Genomic DNA, 22,075 nt, shown 5'->3' with positions numbered 1-22,075 from the left:
CTACAACTGTTTACTGCGACTGCCTACTTTTTCTGCGTTACTAAATAAACTCCGGTAAAAATTAAAATTGCCGAAATAATTTTTACCCAACCCAAATCGTCTTTTCCTAAACTTATGGCAAAAATAGTGGCAAAAAGCGGTTGCAAGTAAATGAAAACCGCAACGGTTGTTGGTTTTAATTCACGCATGGAAACCAAATTAAGCAAATAGGTTAAAAACGTTGAAAACACTACGACAAAACCAATTTTCCAAATAATATCGGTTGGAAAATTTGCATAATCAACTGCCTGAAATTCATTCCATCCAAAAGGCAAAACCATCAAAAATCCGAAAGTATAAATCCATTTCACAAAAGCAAATGCATTGTATTTATCCATTAATTTTTTAACGATTATCAGATAAAAACCATAGGAAACCGCATTGATAAAAACCAAAATATTTCCTAAAGTTGCATTGCTGGCATTGATTACAGATTTTCCATAAAGAATTAGAAAAACCGTTCCAATTAGTCCTAAAATCAAACCGAAAACCTTTTGCTTTTTCATTCGTTCTTTCATCAATATTGCCGAAAGAACGAGCACAATCATTGGCGTTGTAACCATCAAAACCGCACCCATAATTGGCGAAGTATAACTTAATCCTTTAAAAAAAGTAAGCATGTTTAAAGCTACGCCAAAAAATGCCGCAGCAATAATTCGTGGAAAATCTGCTTTTTCTATTTTTTCAGTGGAAAAAAATGGAGCAATTAGCCAAAACAACAGCATCGAACCGCCAACACGCAAGGTTATAAATCCAAAAGGTTGCACATATTTTGGCATTACGTCTTTGGCAATCGTAAACGTTACTCCGTAAATAATGGAAACTAAAGTTGCGGCAAGTAATGCCCAAAAACGTTTACTCATTTTGTAAAAAATCTATCGCTTGCTGAACCACTTTTGGACTGTTACCAACAAATATTTTACCATCAGCTATAATCACAGGACGTGATAAAAAGGTATAATGTTCTAAAATATATCGCTTAAAATCAGCTTCGTTAAGATTTTCGTCTTTTAAACCCATTTCTTTATAAAGTGTCGCTCTTTTGCTAAAAAGCACTTCATAACTTCCGGCTAATTGTTGCATTTCTTCAACTTGTTTTACCGTTATAGGTTCATTTTTAATGTCTTGTAATTGAAAAGTATCCAAATTTGGCAAGGATTTCAAAATACGCTGACACGTGCTACAGGTTTTTAGGAAATATATTTTTCGCATCTTTTTTTATGCAAAAATACGCTATTACGTTAAAATAGGTTTAATTTTCACAAACAGAATTTGAGTGCAAATAATTCTCTTTACATTTGATTAAAAATTAAAATTTAATGGGAACTTTTACTAAAGAAATATCCATCCGTTGGTCGGATTTAGATCCAAATTTTCATGTAAGACATAGTGCTTATTATGATTTTGGCGCACAACACAGAATTGAAATTTTGGAACAACTAGGATTAACAATGAAAGCGATGCAAATGGAGCATTTTGGTCCGGTTTTATTTCGGGAAGAATGCGTCTTTCGAAGAGAAATTCGCTTGAACAGCAAGGTTTTTATTAGTACCAAAATAGGGAAAATGAAAGCCGATGCTTCACGATGGACAATTGTTCATGAACTTAAAAATGAAAACGACGAACTTTATGCTACGATTTCAGTCGATGGTGCTTGGATAGACACTAAATTGCGAAAAATAGCCAATCCAACACCACAAATCGCCGTTGATGTAATGAATAATATGCCTAAAACAACCGATTTTGAACCAATATAAATACTATGGAAGCAACTTTTAAAATTTTGGAAACCAGCCGAAATATTTATTTAAAATTTTTGGAAGGTTACACTTTGGAACAATTGAACAAAATTCCCGAAGGTTTCAGCAATAACCTGATATGGAATATTGGTCACATCGTTGTAAGTCAGCAAGGATTGATTTACCGACTTTCAGGTTTGCCGGTAAATGTTAGCGATGAAATGACCGAAAAATATAAAAACGGTTCGCGTCCTGACGGAAAAACAACGCAAGAAGAAGTTGATGAAATTAAGCATTTGCTTATTGTTTTAGCCCAACAAACCAAAGCCGATTTTGAAGCCGGAAAATTTCAGCATTATACAGAATATCAAACTAAAACCGGATTTCATTTGGCCAATTTCAAAGATGCAATGGAATTCAGTAATTATCACGAAGGCATTCATCTTGGCATGATGATGAACATTCGAAAATTTTTATAAAAACAAAACATCCCAAAATATTCGGTTTGGGATGTTTGCATTAGGAAACTACTGATTTTTCTTTTTCATTTTCTATTTTGATGACATTATCCAAATTGAGTTTTATCAATTTCTTTTGATGCCAATATAATTTTAATCGGAGTTTTGACAAATCATAAAAGATAATGACAACCAAAACCAAACTTGCGAGATAAAACATTTTAAAGCTTAGGTAAACATAGCTAAATCCGGCAAAAATTGCTCCTGTTAAATAGGAAATCGCTATGTAAAGTAAAATCAATGAAGCAATTCCCATAGCAAACAACAATGTTTTGATGAGATTTTCTGCCTGATTTATCTCAAAATAATTTTCCGCGGCTGTAATGACGATAAAATCTCCCGATTTTGATTTATAACGAATGCCTTTGTAGAGATATTGCTTGGAAACAAATTCGGCACTTCCTTTTTGGATAGCATCGGTGAAGAATTTCTCGTTTATTCCTATTTTTTGAGCTTCCGATTTTACGTTTAGTTCCTCATTTATCAGGAAAAAAAAGTCTTTTTCGTGTGGCAATTTTTCAGAAGTTTCATTAATCGGCAACGGACTTTTACCAATTGTTTCGCCGTCAATTCTTTCGCGAGCAACTTTATTTGCTCTGGCTTCCAGCAATTTAAACAAATAATCTTCGGAATAATTAGAAACCGAATAGTAGATAAACAAACTGAAAAGGAAGATTACTACCAAAAACGGAATTAAAAACAACAAAGTCGTTTTGGAACTTCTTTTCATTTGCATAGCTAATCAATTTTAATTTTTACTCGTTTTCTCTCAATACATAACCCATTCCGATGATGGTGTGAATGATTTTCTCATCGGATTTTGTATCTATTTTTTTTCGCAGATAATTAACGTAAACATCAACAACATTGGTTCCTAAATCATAATCAACTCCCCAAACGGCTTCGAGTATATCCATTCGCGACAATACTTTGTTCTTGTTTTTCATAAAATTGAGCAACAATTTATATTCGGTAGTTGTTAGCGAAATCTCTTCGTTGGCACGCGTTACTGTTTTGGTATAATCATTAAGTTTTAAATCGCCAAAAATATAAGTGTGTTCTTCCTCAATTTTATTTTCAGATTTTGGTTCTTTTCCTTTGGAACGACGAATCAGTGTTTTAATTCGTGCAACAAGTTCAATAAATTTGAATGGTTTTACCAGATAATCATCGGCTCCGTTTTCCAATCCAAGAACAATATTTTCGGACGTTCCAAGCGCTGTTAAAAATAAAATCGGGACAAATTGATTTTCAACACGAATGGCTTTGCAAACTTCCAAACCATTCATTTCGGGCAACATAATATCTAAAATGATTAAATCAAAAGTGTTTTCTAAAGCTAATTGTAAACCGGTTTTACCATCAAAAGCAACGCTGACTTCGAATCCTTCTTCGGAAAGTCCTTTTTTAATAAATGAAACCACATGAGCTTCGTCTTCAACCAACAGTATTTTTTTCATGAATTAGCAATAACAGATAATCAAAAAAGAACGTTAAAAATTTCAATTTTAACATCAATCCATCTTGCAAAGTAAAAAAAATCATCCGAAGTTAATACCTTTGTAACCTAATTTTAACTCAAATGAAATTCAATACAAAAGTCATACACGGAAATCAACACCATGAAGAAGTAACTGGAGCTGTAATGCCGCCAGTTTTTCAAACCTCAACTTATGCTCAAGTTTCGCCAGGCAAACCTGTTGGCGATTATGAATATTCTCGTGCGGCAAATCCAACGCGTCAAGCTCTTGAAGATGCTTTAGCTTCAATAGAAAATGGTGCTCGCGGACTGGCTTTTGCATCAGGATTGGCAGCAACTGATTGTTTGCTTCGCCTATTCAAAGCTGGTGACGAAATCATTGCTATGGACGATTTATATGGTGGAACGTACCGTCTTTTTACTCGTTTGTATAAAGATAGCGGCATTAAATTTCACTTCGTAGATATGAACGATTTGGAGAAATTTCAATCGTTGATTAACGAAAATACCAAATTGGTTTGGGTTGAAACGCCAACAAATCCGTTGATGAAATTGGCGGATATTGCCGAAATTGCTAAAATCACTAAAAAACATAATTTACTTTTTGCGGTTGATAATACATTTGCCACACCTTATTTGCAAAAACCTTTGGATTTAGGTGCTGATATCGTAATGCATTCGGCTACGAAATATCTTGGCGGACATTCGGATGTTATTGCCGGAGCTTTGGTTATCAAAGATAAAGCTTTAGGCGATGAATTACATTTCAAACAATTTGCAACTGGCGGAACACTTGGTCCAATGGACAGTTTCTTGGTTTTACGCGGTATCAAAACCTTACATTTACGCGTACAAAGACATTGTGAAAATGGAGAAAAAGTAGCCAACTTTTTAGCGAATCATCCTGATGTTGACAAAGTTTTCTATCCGGGATTACCTGATCATCCGTTTCATGAAATTGCTAAAAAACAAATGAGCGGTTTTGGCGGAATGGTTTCTTTCACGTTCAAATCAGGAAAAAAAGAAGATGCGATTTCGTTTTTGGAAAAAGTAAAAGTTTTCACTTTAGCCGAATCGCTTGGTGGTGTTGAAAGTTTGGCAAATCATCCAACCACAATGACGCATGCTTCCATTCCAGAAGACAAACGCCTTGAAGTTGGTATTACTGATGATTTGGTTCGTTTAAGCGTTGGTGTGGAAGATATTGATGATTTATTAGCTGATTTAGAACAGGCGTTTAGATAAAATTTAACCACATAGAATCATAGATTTTCAGAAGTATAAAAAACAAAAAGTCCCGAAAATTTCGGGACTTTTTTATATCAAATTGGTTTCAATTAAAACCCATAATTCACTCCTAAACCAATAACCTGACGCGTTTGGAAACCTCTAAAGGCATTGTCGTCATAAATGGTTTGGAACGCAAAATTAGTCGTTAAATACTTGTTGATTTTCATTACAACATTCAACGTATAATCGATATCAACGTTTTGTGGATCTTCCAAATAATTAGAATATAAGTTCAGGATGTTTTCAAAAGTAACGTTTTCCATTATCGTAAACTTATAATAACCGTTTATCGCTGCTCCAAATTCAAATCGTGAAGAATCGCCTTGTTCCACACCAAATGATGGTCCAAGTTCGGTAAAATGAGGATGAACGATAACTAATTTTGATGTTGCCGGCGCGATATTTACTTTCAAATTATCACTTTTTTTCCACAACATACCTGGTCCAAATTGGAAATATGCCGGAGAAAAGAAATGTGATGTTTTAATTCCCGAAGCTAAATCAATACCTGAATCAAATTGGGTTTGGAAATTAAAAAACAAAGAGTAAAACCATTCGCCACTTGCTTTTCTTCCTGCCAATGAGTTAAAAACTAATCGGTCATCAGACTTTTGCATGTCTTGGTCTTTGATTTTTGTTAAACCATAACCTGCGATGATTTTGTTATCCCAATTCCATTTATCGCTTTTGTAGTTCAAATCATAGTTTAAACCAACATTTCCGGAGATATTGCTTTGTCCACCGGCAAGCCAGTTATTGAACGTTGCCTGATTAGCCAAAAATGTAAAAGTTCCTTTTTTAACCCAACCGTTTGGCTTTTCTTCCTTCGATTTTTTTTCAGCTTCTTCATTTTTTTGCAACAATTCTTTTTCGTTTACCTGAGCAAATACTGCTGTTGTAGCAAACACAAATGTTATTGAAAGTAAAATTTTCTTCATTTTATTAAATTTAAAATTTTGGGTGCAAAGGTAAGAATACATTTGGCTTGACCAAAATATTACAAAAATCTAACTTTTTGGCAACTAATTATTTAACATGATTTCGATCTTAGCTTTTTAAAATCATTGATTTTAAATAACTAAAATAAATAGTTCCATTTTATAAAAAAATTAAAACCATTAAGAAATTAAGGTAATTAAGCACAACAATACTTAATGAAACTTAATTTTTTAATGGTTTATAAAATCAATTGATTTTATGTTGAAAACGAGTTATTTAGCTTTTTTGAATAACGGAACCGCCGAACAAGCTTCGCCATACATCACGCTTTTGGCAACTTTTTGAAGTTCTTGAATGGCTATGATATATGCACTTTCTGGTACAGGTTTTTTGGAACAACCTTTTAAGATAATCGGTTTGTTTTGATATTGCGAATAATCGATTTTGGATAAAATATCTTGGTATAATGCTGTTTCTAAATCATTTATTGTTCCTAAAACCACTTTTTTAGCAAATGGTGAAACATAAGTCGTTACCAAAATACTTGCCCAAGCCGGCAAAATGGCATCAGTAGAACAATGAATGGCAACCAGATGATTTTGATATTGTGACCAATCATGATTTTTCAACGCTTCGCGAAAGTCTTTTTCTTTCAAAAGAAAACCTTCATACAACCATTGAGAAATGTCTATTTGCATTCGAATTCCCGATGGATAATAATCTTCCAAATCGAAAACTTCGAGCGATGAATTGGCAACTTTATTGATAATTTCGTCCATTTCTTAAGTCTAAAAGTCGAAAGTCGAAAGTTAAAAGTCAACCCGAAAAACCTTTCGACTTTATACCTTTCGACTTTAGACTAAATTAAAGCATTCCTAATTCTAATTTAGCTTCTTCGCTCATTAAATCTTTGCTCCAAGGTGGATCAAAAGTGATTTCTACTTCACAAGATTTAACGTGTTCTATCTTTGTAATTTTTTCTTCCACTTCACGAGGTAACGTTTCGGCAACAGGACAATTTGGTGATGTTAAAGTCATCAACACTTTTACATCGTTGTCTTCGTTAATCATTACATCGTAGATTAATCCAAGTTCGTAGATGTCAACAGGAATTTCAGGATCATAGATACCTTTTAAAACCTTTACTACGTTTTCTCCTAAATTGATATCGTCTTTAAATTCTTCCATAAAGTCATTGCGAGAGTTTATGCTGAGCGTAGTCGAAGCAAAGCAATCTCACTTATTTTTAATTGTTAATTTTTAGCACTAAACGCCAAAGCATACATTTTTATTTGTTTAATCATTGAAACCAAACCGTTGGCGCGTGTTGGTGACAAATGTTCTTTTAATCCAATTTCATCAATAAAATCGGTATTGGCATCCAAAATATCCGAAGCTTTTTGATTGGAAAAAGCACGAATTAAAATCGCAATTATTCCTTTGGTTAAAATCGCATCGCTATCGGCTGTGAAAACTATTTTATCGTTTTCTTGGTTTGCGTGAACCCAAACTTTAGATTGACAACCTTTGATGATATTGTCTTCGGTTTTATATTGTTCGTCAATTAATGGTAATGTTTTCCCAAGTTCAATGATGTATTCATAGCGTTGCATCCAATCATCAAACATTGAAAATTCATCAACGATTTCGTCTTGTATCTCTTTTATTGTCATAGTCATTGCGAGGCACGAAGCAATCTCATTTATTTATATCTACTTTTACTCCTTTTCGTCGGCCAAAGCCACAATTTTTTTTACTAAATTTTCAATTTCAGCTGGTGGAAAACCATGATCAAAATTAACTGTTTCATAGTTTTTATCCTGATAACGAACCTTTAAGTCAGCTATTGCCGCACCATCATAAAATCGTTTTTGTGTTGGATCTTTTAACGTTGGGAAAGCTTCCAAATTTGTTTTTTCAAACAATGTAATCAAATCTTTCCAATCACTATCAGATATTTTAGTCTGCGTTTGTGTCATGGAATCTGGTGTTCTTCCTTTGGAAATAGTTGCCGTTTGATTATTTACGATAATCTTCAAATGAAAACCACGTGTATGTGCTGAATATTGCAACACCGCATTATTAATATCGTTTTGAGCTTCGTTGCTACAACTTTTTCCAAGGAAAATGGTAAGCAAAATCATTCCTATTGTTTTCATTTTCTTTATTTTTAGGATAACATCATTTGCGCTTTTTTCACAGCTTCTACAAAAATATCAATTTCTTCTTTAGTATTGTAAAATGCAAAACTCGCTCTTATTGTTCCAGGAATTTGATAAAAATCCATAATTGGTTGTGCACAATGATGTCCAGTTCGTACTGCTATTCCTAGTTTGTCAATAATTGTACCAATGTCATACGGATGAATTCCTTTGATATTAAACGAAATTACCGAAGCTTTTTTAGACAAATCTTTGGTTCCGTAAATTTCTATATTTTCTAATTCTTGCAAGCGTTTTGTTCCGTATTCCAGTAATTCTTGTTCTTGCTTTGCAATGGCATCAAAACCTATTCCGTTCATATAATCAACTGCTACACCGAAAGCGATTCCGCCACAAATATTTGGCGTTCCCGCTTCAAATTTATGTGGTAAATCGGCATAGGTCGTTTTTTCAAACGTAACCGTGGCAATCATTTCGCCTCCGCCTTTATATGGTGGCAATTTTCGCAACCATTCTTCTTTTCCATATAAAATTCCAACGCCTGTTGGACCGCACATTTTATGCGCCGAAGCAACATAAAAATCACAATTCAGCTTTTGAACATCGGGTTTTAGATGAGGAACAGCTTGTGCACCATCAATTAAAACTGCTGCGCCAACTTCGTGTGCTTTTTCTATGATAAATTCAACCGGATTAATCGTTCCTAACGCATTTGAAATATGATTACAAAACACTAATTTGGTTTTTGGCGAAAGCATTTTCACGTATACATCCATCAGTAATTCGCCGTCATAATTCATCGGAATTACTTTCAAAATTGCACCTGTATGTTCGCACAACATTTGCCAAGGCACGATATTGCTGTGATGTTCCAATGCTGAAACAATAATTTCATCGTCTTTTTTCAAAATAGACGCAAAACCATTGGCAACCAAATTTATTCCTTCAGTTGTTCCTGAAGTAAAAATGATTTCATAATTGTGCTTCGCATTAAAATGATGTTGCAATTTAGTTCTTGCCTGTTCATAAGCATCGGTTGCTATTTGACTTAACGTATGAACACCGCGATGAATATTGGCATTATATCTTGAGTAATAATCCACTATAGAATCAATCACAACCTTTGGCGTTTGTGAAGTTGCACCATTGTCAAAATAGACTAATGGTTTACCATTAACGTGTTGCGAAAGTATCGGAAAATCGGCTCTTATTTTTTGTATGTCTAACATGAATTATTTAGAAAAAATCTAAATACAAAAGTACACATTTTGAAATGGTTTTTTATCAAACGTTTGTTAATAATTGTTGAATGTTTTTACAAACCATATAAGTCATATAAGTTCATTTAAGTTAAAGCAAATTTATATACTAACTATTACTATTTTCCAATTTGAGTACAACTAAATAAAATTAACCAAATTCTTATATGTACTTAAATACCTTATATGTTTCAATTTTTATAAATTGCATAAAATCTATTTACAATGAAAAAATTCTTCAAAATATTCGCGGTTTTACTACTATTACTTTTAGTTTATCTGCGAATTGCTATTTATCCGCAACTGGATTTAATTTCGGGTTTCTCTGCCAAAAGTGTTGCTTCCGGTCATTTTATTGATGGAAGAAGCTTAGAAACCATACAACAAGGCGACAATGATATTGACAAGGTAAATTGGGCAACTAATGAAATTAATAAAGAAGAAAAGTCGGCGATTTCGAAAGTTTACGGATTAAAAAGTCGAAAAGCTATTTATCGCGAAGGTTTAGGCGCGACTTTAATTAATGATGATTTTGATGTTACAAAACCGTATTTGGTTCCAAAAAGAACTAAAATCAATACTAATTTGCCTTTTCCGTATGGAAACTTGGAACCAAAAGACACTGTTTTTTCCAATGTTGATTATGTCAAATTAAATACTGTTGTTGAAAATGCTTTTGACAAAAAAGGAGAAAAAAATAAACGAACTCGTTCGGTAATTGTGATTTACAAAGACAAAATTATTGCCGAAAAATATGCCGATGGTTTTGATAAAAACTCTAGAATTTTAGGTTGGTCGATGACAAAAAGTTTAACGGGAACTTTTTTTGGCATTTTGCAAAAACAAGGAAAAATCAATATTAACGATAAAGCTCCAATTGCTGAATGGCAAAACGATGAACGCAAAAGCATTACTATCAATAATTTACTTCAAATGAATTCGGGTTTGGAATGGGAAGAAGATTATGGCAAAATTTCGGATGTAACCAAAATGCTTTTTATTGAAGAAGACATGACCAAATCGCAAATCGACAAACCATTCGTTGGAAAACCGAATGAAACCTGGAATTATTCATCGGGAACAACCAATTTATTGAGTGGAATTTTGCGAAAACAGTTCAAAACGCATCAAGAATATCTGGATTTTTGGTACAGCAGTTTGTTTGATAAAATTGGGATGCATTCGGCTTTAACAGAAGTTGATATGACTGGAAATTTTGTGGGTTCGTCTTATGGTTGGTCAACTACTCGCGATTGGGCAAAATTTGGCTTATTGTATTTACACAAAGGCAATTGGAACGGCGAACAAATCTTTGACGAAAGTTGGGCAAAATACGTTTCCACACCAACCAATACTTCCAACGGAAATTATGGTGCACAATTTTGGTTAAATGCCAGTGGAAAGTTTCCAAATACTCCAAAAGACATGTATTATGCCAGCGGTTTTCAAGGACAAATGGTCGCAATTTTTCCAAGTCACGATTTGGTGATTGTTCGAATGGGTTTAAAAGAAAATCCCGAATTTGATTTTAATGGTTTGTTGAGTGGCGTTGTTGGGAGTTTGAAGAGGTAAATAAACAAACTTTTTACGTACATTTACAATCTGATTATTTTTTACTAACTGAAATAAAATACTTTTTGTTAATATTTTTAAGTTGCGTAAACCCCAATAAAATCAGGTATTTAAAAATTGTTTCCCTCATAAGTAAGGGAAACAATAAAAGTTATTAACAATTTTTGTTTATGAAAAAAGATTTGACTATGTCGGCTATTGATCGACAAAACATTCTAAATAACAAAGTCGCTTTAGAAGGAATTCAAGAATATATTGGTGTAAGTGGTATGTTTTTCAAAGAACAATACAGATTTACAAAGTCTCAAGTTGCTGATTTTTATGGAGTTGATATTTCGACAATTGAACGATATTTAACAAGTAATGAAGAAGAATTAAAACATAATGGCTATGAGAATTTAAAGGGCAAGTCATTAAAAGATTTTAAAGAGGAATTTGGATGGATGTTACAAGAAGGTTTAAAAGCTCCACAGTTAGGTGTTTTTAATTTTCGCTCCTTTTTAAACCTTGGAATGCTATTAACAGAGAGTGAAAAGGCAAAAGCTTTAAGAAGTGTAATTTTGGACATTGTAATTGATACACTAAACCAAAAAGTTGGTGGTTCTACAAAATACATCAATCAAAGAGATGAGGATTTTTTGGTTGCAATTATGAGAGAACCTATTTATAGAAAAGAATTTACTAATGCTTTAAATCTTTATCTTGATATGGGAAACTATAAGTATTCAATGTATACTGATAAGATTTATGAGGCAATATTTCATGAAAACTCTAAAGAATACAAACAAATACTTCAGTTAGAAGAAAAGGAAAACCCTCGAGACACAATGTACTCTGAAGTGTTAAAATTAATTGCTTCATTTGAAATAGGAATTGCTGATGAAATGAAGAAAAAATTTGAGTTATTAAAAAGAAAATTAATTCCTAAAGAACTTGATGAGCTTATTATTGAATTTTCAAATAACCGATTTTGGATACCTCAAATTGAAGACGTAAGAACTAAAATGGCTTGTAGAGATTATGGGTTTAGGAATATTATTCATGAACGATTAAAACCATATATAAATTCATTAAATAATGAAGATTATAATCGTTTTTTAGGAGAAAAAAGTAAAACTCTAATTGAAAGAGTTATGGAAGATGAACAATTACTTGATGTTTTTAAAAGACTTAAAGACAGATAATCATGTTTGAATATACTTATTTCAATGTTGAACATGCAATATTTGTTCATGACCAAATAATAATAAATTCTGGTGGAATTCTAGGTATAATTAATCAAGGATTAATTGAAAGTTCTATTGAACACATAAAAAATGACCTTTATTATCCAAACTTAGAAGATAAATTAACACATTTGTTTTTCTCAATAAATAAAAATCACTGTTTTAATGATGGAAACAAGAGAGCTTCGATAGCACTTACTGCCTATTTTTTAGAAATAAACAATTGTGGTTTTATAATACCAAGATTTATTGATCAAATGGAAAATTATTCGGTAGATGTTGCTGATAATAGAATTGATAAAGATTTGCTACATGAAATAATAACTTCAATTCTTTATGAGCATGACTTTAGTGAAGAATTAAAGCTTAAGATAATTATTTCTAAATCTCAATAAATTTACTCAATACAATCACTAAAATAGACCCGATTGTAGCGAAAATAAAAAAGCTTTCCGTGTTGGAAAGCTTTTTTATTATAACGAAAAGCGGGAAAATGGATGGCAAAAATGCCCAAACCATTCGCTTCTAATTTTTATAAATCAAACCCTAAATTGACGCCTAATTTCATCGCGATAATTTTAGTAATTCGTTGTTTTAATTCAGGTATTTTGATGCTTTCGATGACTTCGTTGGTAAATGCATACATCAATAATGCTTTGGCTTCTCTCTTTGGAATTCCGCGTTGTTGCATATAGAACATCGCGCTTTCGTCTAATTGTCCAATCGTGCAACCGTGTGAACATTTTACGTCATCGGCGAAAATTTCTAACTGTGGTTTTGCATTTATCGTTGCTTTATCTCCTAATAAAATGTTGTTATTTTGCTGAAAAGCATCGGTTTTTTGAGCTTCTTTTTCTACAAATATTTTTCCGTTGAAAACACCTGTTGAGCTATCAGCTAAAATCGTTTTATAGTTTTGGTGGCTTTCACAATTTGGCGTTGCATGATTTACCAATGTGTAATGATCAACGTGTTGCTTATCGCCAATAATGGTAATTCCTTTTAATGTGCTGTCAATTCTTTCGCCAAAATGATAGAAATTCAGGTTGTTTCTTGTGATGTTTCCACCAAAAGAAAATGTGTGAACCGAAACTCTACTTTCTTGTTTTTGAGAAATATAAGTGTTATCAATCAAGTTTGCCGATTGCAAATCGTTTTGAATTTTGTAATAATCAACAATAGCGCGTTTTTGTGCAAAAATCTCAGTTACCGAATTGGTTAACACTGGATTTTCATTCAACGATTGATGTCTTTCTATAATTTGAACATGCGCATTTTCGCCAACGATTACCAAATTTCTGGGCTGAACCATCAAAGCATTTTCAATTCCTGTTGAGAAATAAATGATTTCAATTGGTTTTTCAACTACTTTACTTTTTGGGATGTTGATGTATGCACCTTCGCAAGCAAAAGCGGTATTCAACGTGGTTAAAGTCTCGTCTTTGCTGGCAATTTTATTGAAATATTCATCAATTACGATTTTGTATTTTGGTTTTGTTAATGCTGATGACATTAAGCAAACATCCAATCCATCGTGCGTTGTTGACGATAAAAACGAAGAGAATTTTCCGTCCACAAAAATCACTTTATACGTATCAATTTCGTGTAAGAAATACTTTTTTACCTCAGCAAATTCAATTGAATTTTCGTGCTTTGGAAAAACGGTGAAGTCATTTTTTAAGATGGCGTTCAACGAAGTATATTTCCATGCTTCCTCTTTTTTAGTTGGGAAACCTTTATTTTCAAAGTTTTTTATAGCCGAAGTACGCACATCATGAAGCTCTGAATGAACATCAATTTGCTCTTCAAATGCCATGAAAGACGATACTAATTTTTCTTTTAAATCCATAATTTTGTTGTCGGTTGTCAGTTGTTTTTGTTGTCAGCACGAAACCGATAACAGACAACTGATAACTTTTTAAACTAATTCACTTTTTATCCAATCGTATCCTTTTTCTTCTAATTCGTAAGCTAATTCTTTTCCGCCTGTTTTAACGATTTTTCCATCCATTAAAACGTGAACAAAATCAGGAATGATATAATCTAACAACCGTTGGTAATGCGTTATTACTAATACAGCGTTGTTTTCGTTTTTAAGTTTATTTACACCATTGGCAACGATACGAAGTGCGTCAATATCCAATCCTGAATCCGTTTCGTCTAGAATGGCGATTTTTGGCTCTAACATTGCCATTTGGAAAATCTCGTTACGTTTCTTTTCTCCACCCGAAAAACCTTCGTTTAACGAACGCGACAAGAACTTTCTGTCCATTTCTAATAATTCCGATTTCTCGCGAATTAACTTCAGCATTTCGTTTGCCGGCATTTCTTCTTCGCCATTTGCTTTTCTCTTTTCGTTTATTGCCGTTTTGATGAAATTCGTAACAGAAACTCCCGGAATTTCTACTGGATATTGAAACGATAAGAAAACACCTTTGTGTGCTCTTTCTTCTGGCGCTAATTCTGAAATATCTTCACCTTCTAAAAAGATTTCACCTTCCGAAACTTCATAGTTTTCGTTTCCTGCAATGATGGATGAAAGTGTTGATTTTCCGGCACCATTTGGTCCCATAATCGCATGAACTTCTCCTGCTTTTATCTCAAGATTAATTCCTTTTAATATGTCTTTGTCTTCTACTGAAGCGTGTAAGTTGCTAATTTTTAACATTTTATTGTTTTGTTTATTCGTAATGTCCTTTTAATGACAAAATATCTAATATTTCAATTGTATTTTCTTCGGTTACTTGGTAAATAATTCGATGTTCTTGATTTATTCTTCGTGACCATTTTCCTGAAAGCTGGTGTTTCAAAGGTTCAGGTTTTCCAATTCCTTCAAATGGATGCAATTGAATATCTTCAATCAAGGAAAATATTTTATTTAATATTCCTTTCTTTCCAGACTTTCTCCAAAAATCTAAATCTGCATTAGCTTTTTCCGAAAATTCTATTTGCATAATTCTCTCAATTCTTCCATTGTGATTTTGGTTCCTCGACCTTCTTTGATGCTTTTTTCAGCTTCCAAAATTTCTTTTACAAATTCTGGATTATATGGTTTTTCTTTTTCAACAATTTCAAAACCAAGCGATTTTGCCAATGATTTTAACACTGGAAAATCTTTTTTCTTTACGTTTTTTAAAATTATATCCATAACTTTTAATTTTATTATCCAACTGAACCTTCCAATGAAATTTCTAATAATTTTTGTGCTTCAACAGCAAATTCCATTGGTAGTTTATTCAAAACTTCTTTACTGAAACCATTCACAATCAATGCAATAGCTTTTTCGGTTGGAATACCGCGTTGATTACAGTAAAATACTTGATCTTCACCGATTTTTGAAGTCGTTGCTTCGTGTTCGATTTTAGCACTTGAATTTTTACTTTCAATGTAAGGAAAAGTATGCGCACCACAATTATTTCCCATCAACAAACTATCGCATTGGGAAAAGTTTCGAGCATTATTGGCATTGGCGCTAATTCTAACCAAACCACGATAACTATTTTGTGATTTTCCTGCCGAAATTCCTTTGGAAATAATAGTCGATTTGGTATTTTTACCTAAATGAATCATCTTCGTTCCGGTATCGGCTTGCTGGAAATTATTAGTCACAGCAATCGAATAAAATTCACCTATTGAATTATCGCCTTTCAAAACTACTGAAGGATATTTCCAAGTTACTGCCGAACCTGTTTCTACTTGTGTCCACGAGATTTTTGCATTTTTTTCGCAAATTCCTCTTTTGGTAACGAAGTTAAAAACACCACCTTTTCCTTCTTTATTTCCTGGATACCAATTTTGTACCGTTGAATATTTAATTTCGGCATTTTCCATTGCAATTAATTCAACAACCGCTGCGTGCAATTGGTTTTCGTCACGACTTGGCGCTGTACAACCTTCTAAATAAGACACATAACTACCTTCGTCGGCAATAAGAAGTGTTCTTTCAAATTGTCCTGTTCCAGCTTGATTGATACGGAAATACGTTGATAATTCCATTGGACATTTAACTCCTTTTGGAATATAACAGAAACTTCCATCGGAGAAAACTGCTGAGTTCAAAGCAGCATAAAAATTATCTTTTTGAGGCACAACCGTTCCTAAATATTTCTGAACCAAATCTGGATATTCGCGAATGGCTTCGGAAATACTCATGAAAATAATTCCTTTTTCCGCCAAAGTTTTCTTGAATGTCGTTGCCACCGAAACCGAATCGACTACAATATCCATAGCGATATTGTTCATTTTCTTTTGCTCATCGATAGAAATTCCGAGTTTTTTGTACATTGCCAAAAGTTCAGGATCAACATCGTCAAGAGTTTTGTTTGGATCGGCTTTTTTGGGTGCAGAATAATAGGAAATCGCTTGAAAATCTGGTTTTTCATACTGAACATTTGCCCATTCTGGTTCAACCATTTCTTGCCAAGCGCGAAAGGCTTCAATTCGCCAATCGGTCATCCATTGTGGTTCTTCTTTTTTCTTTGAAATCGCACGAACAATGTCTTCGTTTAATCCAATAGGAAACGTTTCCGATTCGAGTTCGGTGTAGAATCCATATTCGTATTCTTTATTTTCTAATTCGACTTTTAAGTCGTCTTCAGTATATTTTGCCATTTTATTTGTTTAAAACCATTAAGAAAATAATGGAGATTAAGACTTAATGCAACTTAATTTCTTAATGGTTTAAATAATTAAATTTTTTAGATTTTTATAAAGAAAAACTTTCTCCACAACCGCAAGTTCTACTCGCATTTGGGTTGTTAAAAACAAATCCCTTTCCGTTTAATCCGCCAGAAAATTCTAAAATTGTTCCTGCTAAATAGAGAAATGATTTTTTTTCAACGGCTATTTTTACATTATTATCTTCAAAAACTTTATCGTTTTCTCCTATTTCTTTGTCAAATTTTAATTCATATGACAAACCTGAGCAACCGCCACTTTTTACGCCAACACGAACATAATCGGTAGCAGCATTGAAACCGTCTTCTTCCATCATGGAAACGATTTTTTTACTTGCTGATTCAGAAACTTGTATCATAATCTATTTTGATTTTGTCTAAATTAACTGCAAAGATACTGCATGTTGACTATTTTACAACATAAACTAACATTTTTATAACGAATGATGAAATAGAAAAAATTGATTTTTAATTCTGTAAATTTGTAAAAAATCGTAAAAAATGAAAATCTACCCTATAGAAGCCGGAAATTTCAAGCTTGACGGCGGAGCGATGTTTGGCGTTGTGCCAAAAACCATTTGGAACAAAACCAATCCAGCAGACGAAAATAATCTTATTGATATTGCAGCTCGTTGCATGCTTATCGAAGACGGAAACCGACTTATATTGATTGACACCGGAATGGGAAACAAACAATCGGAGAAATTTTTTGGTTATTATTCGCTTTGGGGAAATGATTCTCTGGATAAATCTTTGGCTAAATATGGTTTTCATCGTGATGATGTGACTGATGTTTTCATGACGCATTTGCATTTTGACCATTGTGGCGGAAGTGTAAATTGGAACGCCAACAAAACTGATTATGAAGTAGCTTTCAAAAATGCGAAATTTTGGACCAATGACAATCATTGGGAATGGGCAACGAAACCTAATAATCGCGAAAAAGCATCCTTTTTATCTGAAAATATTTTGCCAATGCAAGAAAGCGGTCAATTGAATTTTATCAAAAGACCAAATGATGATTTTAATTTTTCGGAAGAAATGAATTTCGGAATTTATTACGTTGATGGTCATACCGAAAAAATGATGATTCCACATATTCAATATCAAGACAAAACGATTGTTTTTTGCGCTGATTTAATTCCAACGGCTGGACATTTACCTTTGCCATACGTTATGGGTTATGACACGCGACCTTTATTGACAATGCCCGAAAAATCAAAATTTTTGACTTCCGCAGCCGAAAACAATTATTTTCTTTGGCTTGAACACGATGCACACAATCCGATTATTACGGTAGAAATGACCGAAAAAGGTGTTCGATTAAAAGAACGATTTGAAATTCAGGATGTAATTTCTGTCTAAATTTACTATTACAATTATACTACAACTGAGATAAATCCTTGCTTACAAAAGCTTGGATTTATATACTTTATGTTGGTAAAACCCTTTTAAACAGCAACACTTCTGCTAAAAAATCAGAAAATAACATTTCTAAAATTCGTTAAAATCAAAAGTGTTAAATTATTTCATATTCTAGCTTTGTGTTATTTTTGATGAATTCTCAATTTTGATACTAAAAAATTGTTAATGCTTTTATTTGTTGATGGAAAAGAAATTATTTTTACAACCATTCAATAAATTTTTAGAAAAATGAAAGTCTTATTTTATTCACTTATTGCTACTTTTTCGATATCAGCAGTTGCTCAAGATACAACTTCTCGATACACAAAAAAGATTCCTTTAACCGAAAACGAGCTTCAACGCTGGAGTCATCTCGATTTAGAAAAGGATTCAATTCCAGGAATGAGTGTTGACAAAGCATATTCAGAGCTTTTAAAAGACAAAAAAGGAGCAAAAATTATCGTTGCCGTAATCGATTCAGGAGTTGATATTGATCATCCCGATTTGAAAGGTGCAATTTGGACCAACCCAAAAGAAATTGCCAACAACAAAAAAGACGACGATAAAAACGGCTATGTTGATGATATTCACGGTTGGAATTTTCTTGGCGATTCTTATGATGAAACGCTAGAAATGACTAGAATTTTGAAAAAAGGCGATGATGGTTCAGAAACGTATAAAAAAGCATTAGCCGATCATACTGCAGAATACAAAAAAATGATGAGCTACAAACAACCTGTTGATATGTTGTATGAAGCTGATAAAACCATTCGCGAAGAACTAAAAAAAGACGATTATACCCTAGAAGAATTAAAAAATGTAGCTTCGGTAAAATATAAATTGTACCAAAGCAAAATGATGTTGTTGTCTTATGCCGCTGATGTTGGCGAAAAATTCAGAGAAGAATTAAAATCTTTTAAAGACCATGTTTATGGTAATTTAAACTACAAACTAAACAAAGATTTTGATGGCAGAAAAGTAGTTGGCGACAATCCTGAAGATTTCAACGACAGAAAATATGGAAACAACAAAGTTTATGGTTCAAATAAAGAAAACACCGAACACGGAACGCATGTTGCTGGAATTATTGCCCAAAAAAGAAACAACAATATTGGTGGCGATGGCGTTGCCGATAATGTAGAAATCATGGCTATTCGTGCTGTTCCAAATGGCGACGAATATGACAAAGACATTGCTCTAGCCATTCGATATGCAGTTGATAACGGTGCAAAAGTCATTAATGGAAGTTTTGGTAAAGATTTCTCGCCTCATGCCGAATGGGTTTGGGAAGCATTAAAATATGCCGAAAGTAAAGATGTTCTCTTTGTTCACGCTGCTGGAAATGACGGAAAAGATATTGATGTTGAGCCAAATTTCCCAACAGATTCTAAAGACAAAAACACTGAAATTGTTTCAAATTTTCTACAAATTGGTGCCTTAAACTATGAATATGGCGAAAAAATTATCGCTGATTTTTCTAATTACGGAACCAAAAACGTAGATATTTTTGCGCCTGGAGTTAAAATTTACGCCACTTTGCCTAACGGAAAATATAAATACTTGCAAGGAACATCAATGGCTTCGCCAAATGCAGCTGGAGTTGCGGCTTTAATTCGTTCGCATTACCCAAATTTAAAAGCTTCGCAGGTAAAAGAAATCATCATGCAATCAGGAACACCAATTGATATGGTTGTAAATGTTGGCGAAAATGGCGAAAAAAGAAATTTCTCCGAAGCATCAGTTTCGGGAAAAATAGTGAATGCTTACAATGCTTTAAAAATGGCAGAAGAAATATCCAAACAGCCAACATTGGAGAAGAAAATAAAAACATAAAAAATTTAAAATGAGATTACCCTTTGCACTTAGTTTACTTATCGGAACACTTTTTTGTAATGCACAAAATAAAGGTTACTGGCAACAAAAAGCCGATTACAAAATGGAAGTTTCGGTTGACACAAAAAACTATCAATACAAAGGAAAACAAACGTTAGTTTATACTAATAATTCCAACGATACACTAAAAAAAGTCTTTTATCACTTGTTTAACAACGCTTTTCAACCGGGAAGCGAAATGGATTTTAGAAACCAAAACATTGTCGATCCCGATGCAAGAATGGTTACTAAAACAAAAACCGAAGACGGAAAAGAAGTTAAAGAAAGTAGAATTGCCAACTTAAAACCGAATGAAATTGGGTATTTAAAAATTTCCAATTTTAAGCAAGACGGAAAAATTTCTGCTACAAAAGAAGTTGGAACAATATTAGAAGTTACACTTTCAAAACCAATTTTACCCGGTAAAAAAACAACTTTCACACTTGATTTTGATGGTCAAGTTCCAGTTCAAATTCGCCGTTCGGGAAGAAATAATAGCGAAGGTGTTGAATTTTCTATGACACAATGGTATCCGAAAATGTGCGAATTTGATTTTGAAGGTTGGAATACATCGCCTTATTTGGGCAGAGAATTTCATGGTGTTTGGGGAAATTATGATGTAAAAATTACCATAGACGCAGCCTATATTCTTGGTGGAACAGGAAACATTAAAAACAACAACGAAGTTGGTTTTGGCTATGAAGATAAAGGAAAAAAAGTGACCAAAAACCCAAATAATCCATCGTTAACCTGGCATTTTATTGCGCCAAATGTTCACGATTTTGCTTGGGCAGCCGATAAAGAATATATTCACGATAAACTCGTTCGTTCTGATGGTGTAACACTACATTTTTTATACAAAAACAATCCGAAAATTTTTGATGTTTGGAAAAAAGCACAACCGTTAACTTCAAAAATTATGGATTATTTCAACTCCTATGTTGGAAATTATCCTTACAAGCAATATTCTGTGATACAAGGTGGCGACGGCGGAATGGAATATGCCATGTGTACTTTAGTTTTAGGCGAAGGAAAATTAGACGGTTTTGTTGGACTAATTGCTCATGAAATGGGTCATTCTTGGTTTCAACACGTTCTGGCTTCTAACGAAAGTAAACACGGATGGATGGACGAAGGATTTGCCTCTTTTATAGAAGATTTAGCTGTAAATGAACTTTCAGTGAAGAAAGTAGAAAATCCATTTTTAAGTTCGTATAAAGGTTATATTGCCTTGGCTAATTCGGGAAAAGAACAACCATTAACAACCCATTCCGACCGATTTGACGAGAATAAAAGCTACAGTGTTGGTTCTTACAGCAAAGGCGAATTGTTTTTAACTCAGTTAATCTATTTAATTGGTAAAGAAAACACAATGAAAACGCTAAAACGCTATTATTCTGAATTCAAATTTAAACATCCAACGCCAAATGATATAAAACGAACTGCTGAACGTGTTTCGGGAGCGCAACTCGATTGGTATTTAACCGATTGGACAAAAACCACAAACACGATTGATTATGCCATAAAATCGTTTGAAAATAATACAATTACACTAGAAAGAATAGGAAGAATGCCAATGCCGATAGATATTTTAGTAGAATATACCGATGGTTCCAAAGAAAGTTTTTACATACCATTACAAATGATGCATTTCGTGAAAGAAAATCCAAATGCTAACATCAAACGAACCGTTTTAAAAGATTGGACTTGGGCGCAACCATCGTATAGTTTTCCTATTTCAAATCAATCATCCGTTAAAAAAATAACTATTGATCCAAGTGGTTTTCTAGCCGATGTGAAACCAGAAAATAATACATTGGAAGTGAAATAAAATTTCCATTTTCCAAAAAATACAATCCGCAACTGATGAACTCTTTTGCGGATTTTTTTATGTAATTT

25 protein-coding genes are annotated in these 22,075 nt (G+C 33.2%); 9 read left to right on the top strand and 16 right to left on the bottom strand.

The features are described from left to right. Positions 1-23 precede the first annotated feature (23 nt). Together G6042_RS11400 and G6042_RS11395 are read right to left on the bottom strand one after the other, a co-directional pair. Positions 24-902 carry a DMT family transporter gene (locus G6042_RS11400; RefSeq protein ID WP_169524561.1) on the bottom strand — a complete coding sequence of 293 codons (879 nt, stop codon included), beginning with the start codon at positions 900-902 and terminating at the stop codon, positions 24-26. Next, positions 895-1,251 carry an arsenate reductase family protein gene (locus G6042_RS11395; RefSeq protein ID WP_169524560.1) on the bottom strand — a complete coding sequence of 119 codons (357 nt, stop codon included), beginning with the start codon at positions 1,249-1,251 and terminating at the stop codon, positions 895-897. The genes G6042_RS11400 and G6042_RS11395 overlap by 8 nt, the downstream gene beginning before the upstream one ends. 107 nt (positions 1,252-1,358) lie before the next feature. Between G6042_RS11395 and G6042_RS11390 the strand changes: the two genes are divergently transcribed. Both G6042_RS11390 and G6042_RS11385 read left to right on the top strand, forming a co-directional pair. Next, on the top strand, positions 1,359-1,796 hold the full coding sequence (locus G6042_RS11390) for an acyl-CoA thioesterase (protein ID WP_169524559.1): 438 nt from the start codon (positions 1,359-1,361) through the stop codon (positions 1,794-1,796). Positions 1,797-1,801: 5 nt separating this feature from the next. Beyond that, positions 1,802-2,257 carry a DinB family protein gene (locus G6042_RS11385; RefSeq protein WP_169524558.1) on the top strand — a complete coding sequence of 152 codons (456 nt, stop codon included), beginning with the start codon at positions 1,802-1,804 and terminating at the stop codon, positions 2,255-2,257. A gap of 40 nt (positions 2,258-2,297) precedes the next feature. Here the strand turns inward: G6042_RS11385 and G6042_RS11380 are convergent, their stop codons facing one another. Continuing rightward, positions 2,298-3,032: a hypothetical protein gene (locus tag G6042_RS11380; RefSeq protein ID WP_169524557.1), complete on the bottom strand. Its 735-nt coding sequence runs from the start codon at positions 3,030-3,032 to the stop codon at positions 2,298-2,300. A gap of 19 nt (positions 3,033-3,051) precedes the next feature. Beyond that, entirely contained in the window at positions 3,052-3,756 is a 705-nt protein-coding gene (locus G6042_RS11375; RefSeq protein WP_169524556.1) for a response regulator transcription factor, read from the bottom strand. 122 nt (positions 3,757-3,878) lie between these two features. On the opposite strand from G6042_RS11375, the gene G6042_RS11370 reads away from it, so the two are divergent. After that, a complete protein-coding gene (locus tag G6042_RS11370; protein WP_169524555.1) occupies positions 3,879-5,021 on the top strand; it encodes a cystathionine gamma-synthase in 1,143 nt (380 codons plus the stop codon). A 92-nt stretch (positions 5,022-5,113) separates the two neighbouring features. Here G6042_RS11370 and G6042_RS11365 read toward each other — a convergent pair whose 3' ends face one another. From G6042_RS11365 to G6042_RS11340, 6 genes are all read right to left on the bottom strand, one after another. Further along, positions 5,114-6,004: a DUF3078 domain-containing protein gene (locus G6042_RS11365; RefSeq protein ID WP_169524554.1), complete on the bottom strand. Its 891-nt coding sequence runs from the start codon at positions 6,002-6,004 to the stop codon at positions 5,114-5,116. A 273-nt stretch (positions 6,005-6,277) separates the two neighbouring features. Next, positions 6,278-6,784: a DUF2480 family protein gene (locus G6042_RS11360; protein WP_169524553.1), complete on the bottom strand. Its 507-nt coding sequence runs from the start codon at positions 6,782-6,784 to the stop codon at positions 6,278-6,280. An 85-nt stretch (positions 6,785-6,869) separates the two neighbouring features. Beyond that, on the bottom strand, positions 6,870-7,193 hold the full coding sequence (locus G6042_RS11355) for an SUF system Fe-S cluster assembly protein (RefSeq protein ID WP_169524552.1): 324 nt from the start codon (positions 7,191-7,193) through the stop codon (positions 6,870-6,872). Positions 7,194-7,258: 65 nt separating this feature from the next. Beyond that, positions 7,259-7,678: a SufE family protein gene (locus G6042_RS11350; RefSeq protein ID WP_169524551.1), complete on the bottom strand. Its 420-nt coding sequence runs from the start codon at positions 7,676-7,678 to the stop codon at positions 7,259-7,261. 45 nt (positions 7,679-7,723) lie between these two features. Further along, a complete protein-coding gene (locus G6042_RS11345) occupies positions 7,724-8,164 on the bottom strand; it encodes a hypothetical protein (protein WP_169524550.1) in 441 nt (146 codons plus the stop codon). 11 nt (positions 8,165-8,175) lie between these two features. Further along, positions 8,176-9,396: an aminotransferase class V-fold PLP-dependent enzyme gene (locus G6042_RS11340; RefSeq protein WP_169524549.1), complete on the bottom strand. Its 1,221-nt coding sequence runs from the start codon at positions 9,394-9,396 to the stop codon at positions 8,176-8,178. A gap of 255 nt (positions 9,397-9,651) precedes the next feature. On the opposite strand from G6042_RS11340, the gene G6042_RS11335 reads away from it, so the two are divergent. The 3 genes from G6042_RS11335 to G6042_RS11325 all read left to right on the top strand — a co-directional run bounded on the left by G6042_RS11335 (position 9,652) and on the right by G6042_RS11325 (position 12,619). Next, complete coding sequence (locus G6042_RS11335; RefSeq protein ID WP_169524548.1) at positions 9,652-10,998, top strand: serine hydrolase domain-containing protein; 1,347 nt, start codon at positions 9,652-9,654, stop codon at positions 10,996-10,998. A gap of 170 nt (positions 10,999-11,168) precedes the next feature. Beyond that, entirely contained in the window at positions 11,169-12,182 is a 1,014-nt protein-coding gene (locus tag G6042_RS11330; protein ID WP_169524547.1) for a DNA-binding protein, read from the top strand. A gap of 2 nt (positions 12,183-12,184) precedes the next feature. Further along, positions 12,185-12,619 (top strand): type II toxin-antitoxin system death-on-curing family toxin, encoded by a 435-nt coding sequence (locus G6042_RS11325; protein WP_169524546.1) that lies wholly within the window; start codon positions 12,185-12,187, stop codon positions 12,617-12,619. 137 nt (positions 12,620-12,756) lie between these two features. On the opposite strand, the gene sufD is transcribed toward G6042_RS11325, so the two are convergent. The 6 genes from sufD to G6042_RS11295 all read right to left on the bottom strand — a co-directional run bounded on the left by sufD (position 12,757) and on the right by G6042_RS11295 (position 17,259). Next, positions 12,757-14,073, bottom strand: coding sequence for a Fe-S cluster assembly protein SufD (gene sufD, locus G6042_RS11320; protein ID WP_169524545.1), 1,317 nt, complete (start codon positions 14,071-14,073; stop codon positions 12,757-12,759). A gap of 69 nt (positions 14,074-14,142) precedes the next feature. Further along, positions 14,143-14,892: a Fe-S cluster assembly ATPase SufC gene (sufC, locus tag G6042_RS11315; protein WP_169524544.1), complete on the bottom strand. Its 750-nt coding sequence runs from the start codon at positions 14,890-14,892 to the stop codon at positions 14,143-14,145. A 13-nt stretch (positions 14,893-14,905) separates the two neighbouring features. Then, positions 14,906-15,178, bottom strand: coding sequence for a Txe/YoeB family addiction module toxin (locus tag G6042_RS11310; protein ID WP_169524543.1), 273 nt, complete (start codon positions 15,176-15,178; stop codon positions 14,906-14,908). After that, entirely contained in the window at positions 15,169-15,372 is a 204-nt protein-coding gene (locus G6042_RS11305) for a DUF2683 family protein (RefSeq protein WP_169524542.1), read from the bottom strand. The genes G6042_RS11310 and G6042_RS11305 overlap by 10 nt, the downstream gene beginning before the upstream one ends. Positions 15,373-15,386: 14 nt before the next feature. Then, the gene (gene sufB, locus G6042_RS11300; RefSeq protein ID WP_169524541.1) at positions 15,387-16,835 is read right to left on the bottom strand and encodes a Fe-S cluster assembly protein SufB; all 1,449 of its coding nucleotides are present in this window, start codon (positions 16,833-16,835) and stop codon (positions 15,387-15,389) included. Between the two features lie 94 nt (positions 16,836-16,929). Next, positions 16,930-17,259: a HesB/IscA family protein gene (locus tag G6042_RS11295; protein ID WP_133532390.1), complete on the bottom strand. Its 330-nt coding sequence runs from the start codon at positions 17,257-17,259 to the stop codon at positions 16,930-16,932. A 142-nt stretch (positions 17,260-17,401) separates the two neighbouring features. Between G6042_RS11295 and G6042_RS11290 the strand changes: the two genes are divergently transcribed. The 3 genes from G6042_RS11290 to G6042_RS11280 all read left to right on the top strand — a co-directional run bounded on the left by G6042_RS11290 (position 17,402) and on the right by G6042_RS11280 (position 22,007). After that, positions 17,402-18,265 (top strand): MBL fold metallo-hydrolase, encoded by an 864-nt coding sequence (locus G6042_RS11290; RefSeq protein WP_169524540.1) that lies wholly within the window; start codon positions 17,402-17,404, stop codon positions 18,263-18,265. 288 nt (positions 18,266-18,553) lie between these two features. After that, positions 18,554-20,137 carry a S8 family peptidase gene (locus G6042_RS11285; protein ID WP_169524539.1) on the top strand — a complete coding sequence of 528 codons (1,584 nt, stop codon included), beginning with the start codon at positions 18,554-18,556 and terminating at the stop codon, positions 20,135-20,137. Positions 20,138-20,147: 10 nt separating this feature from the next. Then, the gene (locus G6042_RS11280) at positions 20,148-22,007 is read left to right on the top strand and encodes a M1 family metallopeptidase (RefSeq protein ID WP_169524538.1); all 1,860 of its coding nucleotides are present in this window, start codon (positions 20,148-20,150) and stop codon (positions 22,005-22,007) included. Positions 22,008-22,075 lie beyond the last annotated feature (68 nt).

Source organism: Flavobacterium solisilvae, from assembly GCF_012911605.1.
In the GTDB taxonomy this organism is placed as follows: Bacteria; Bacteroidota; Bacteroidia; order Flavobacteriales; family Flavobacteriaceae; genus Flavobacterium; species Flavobacterium solisilvae.
The sequence above is the reverse complement of the archived record's forward strand: the minus strand, read 5'-3'. Positions and strand labels throughout refer to the sequence as shown.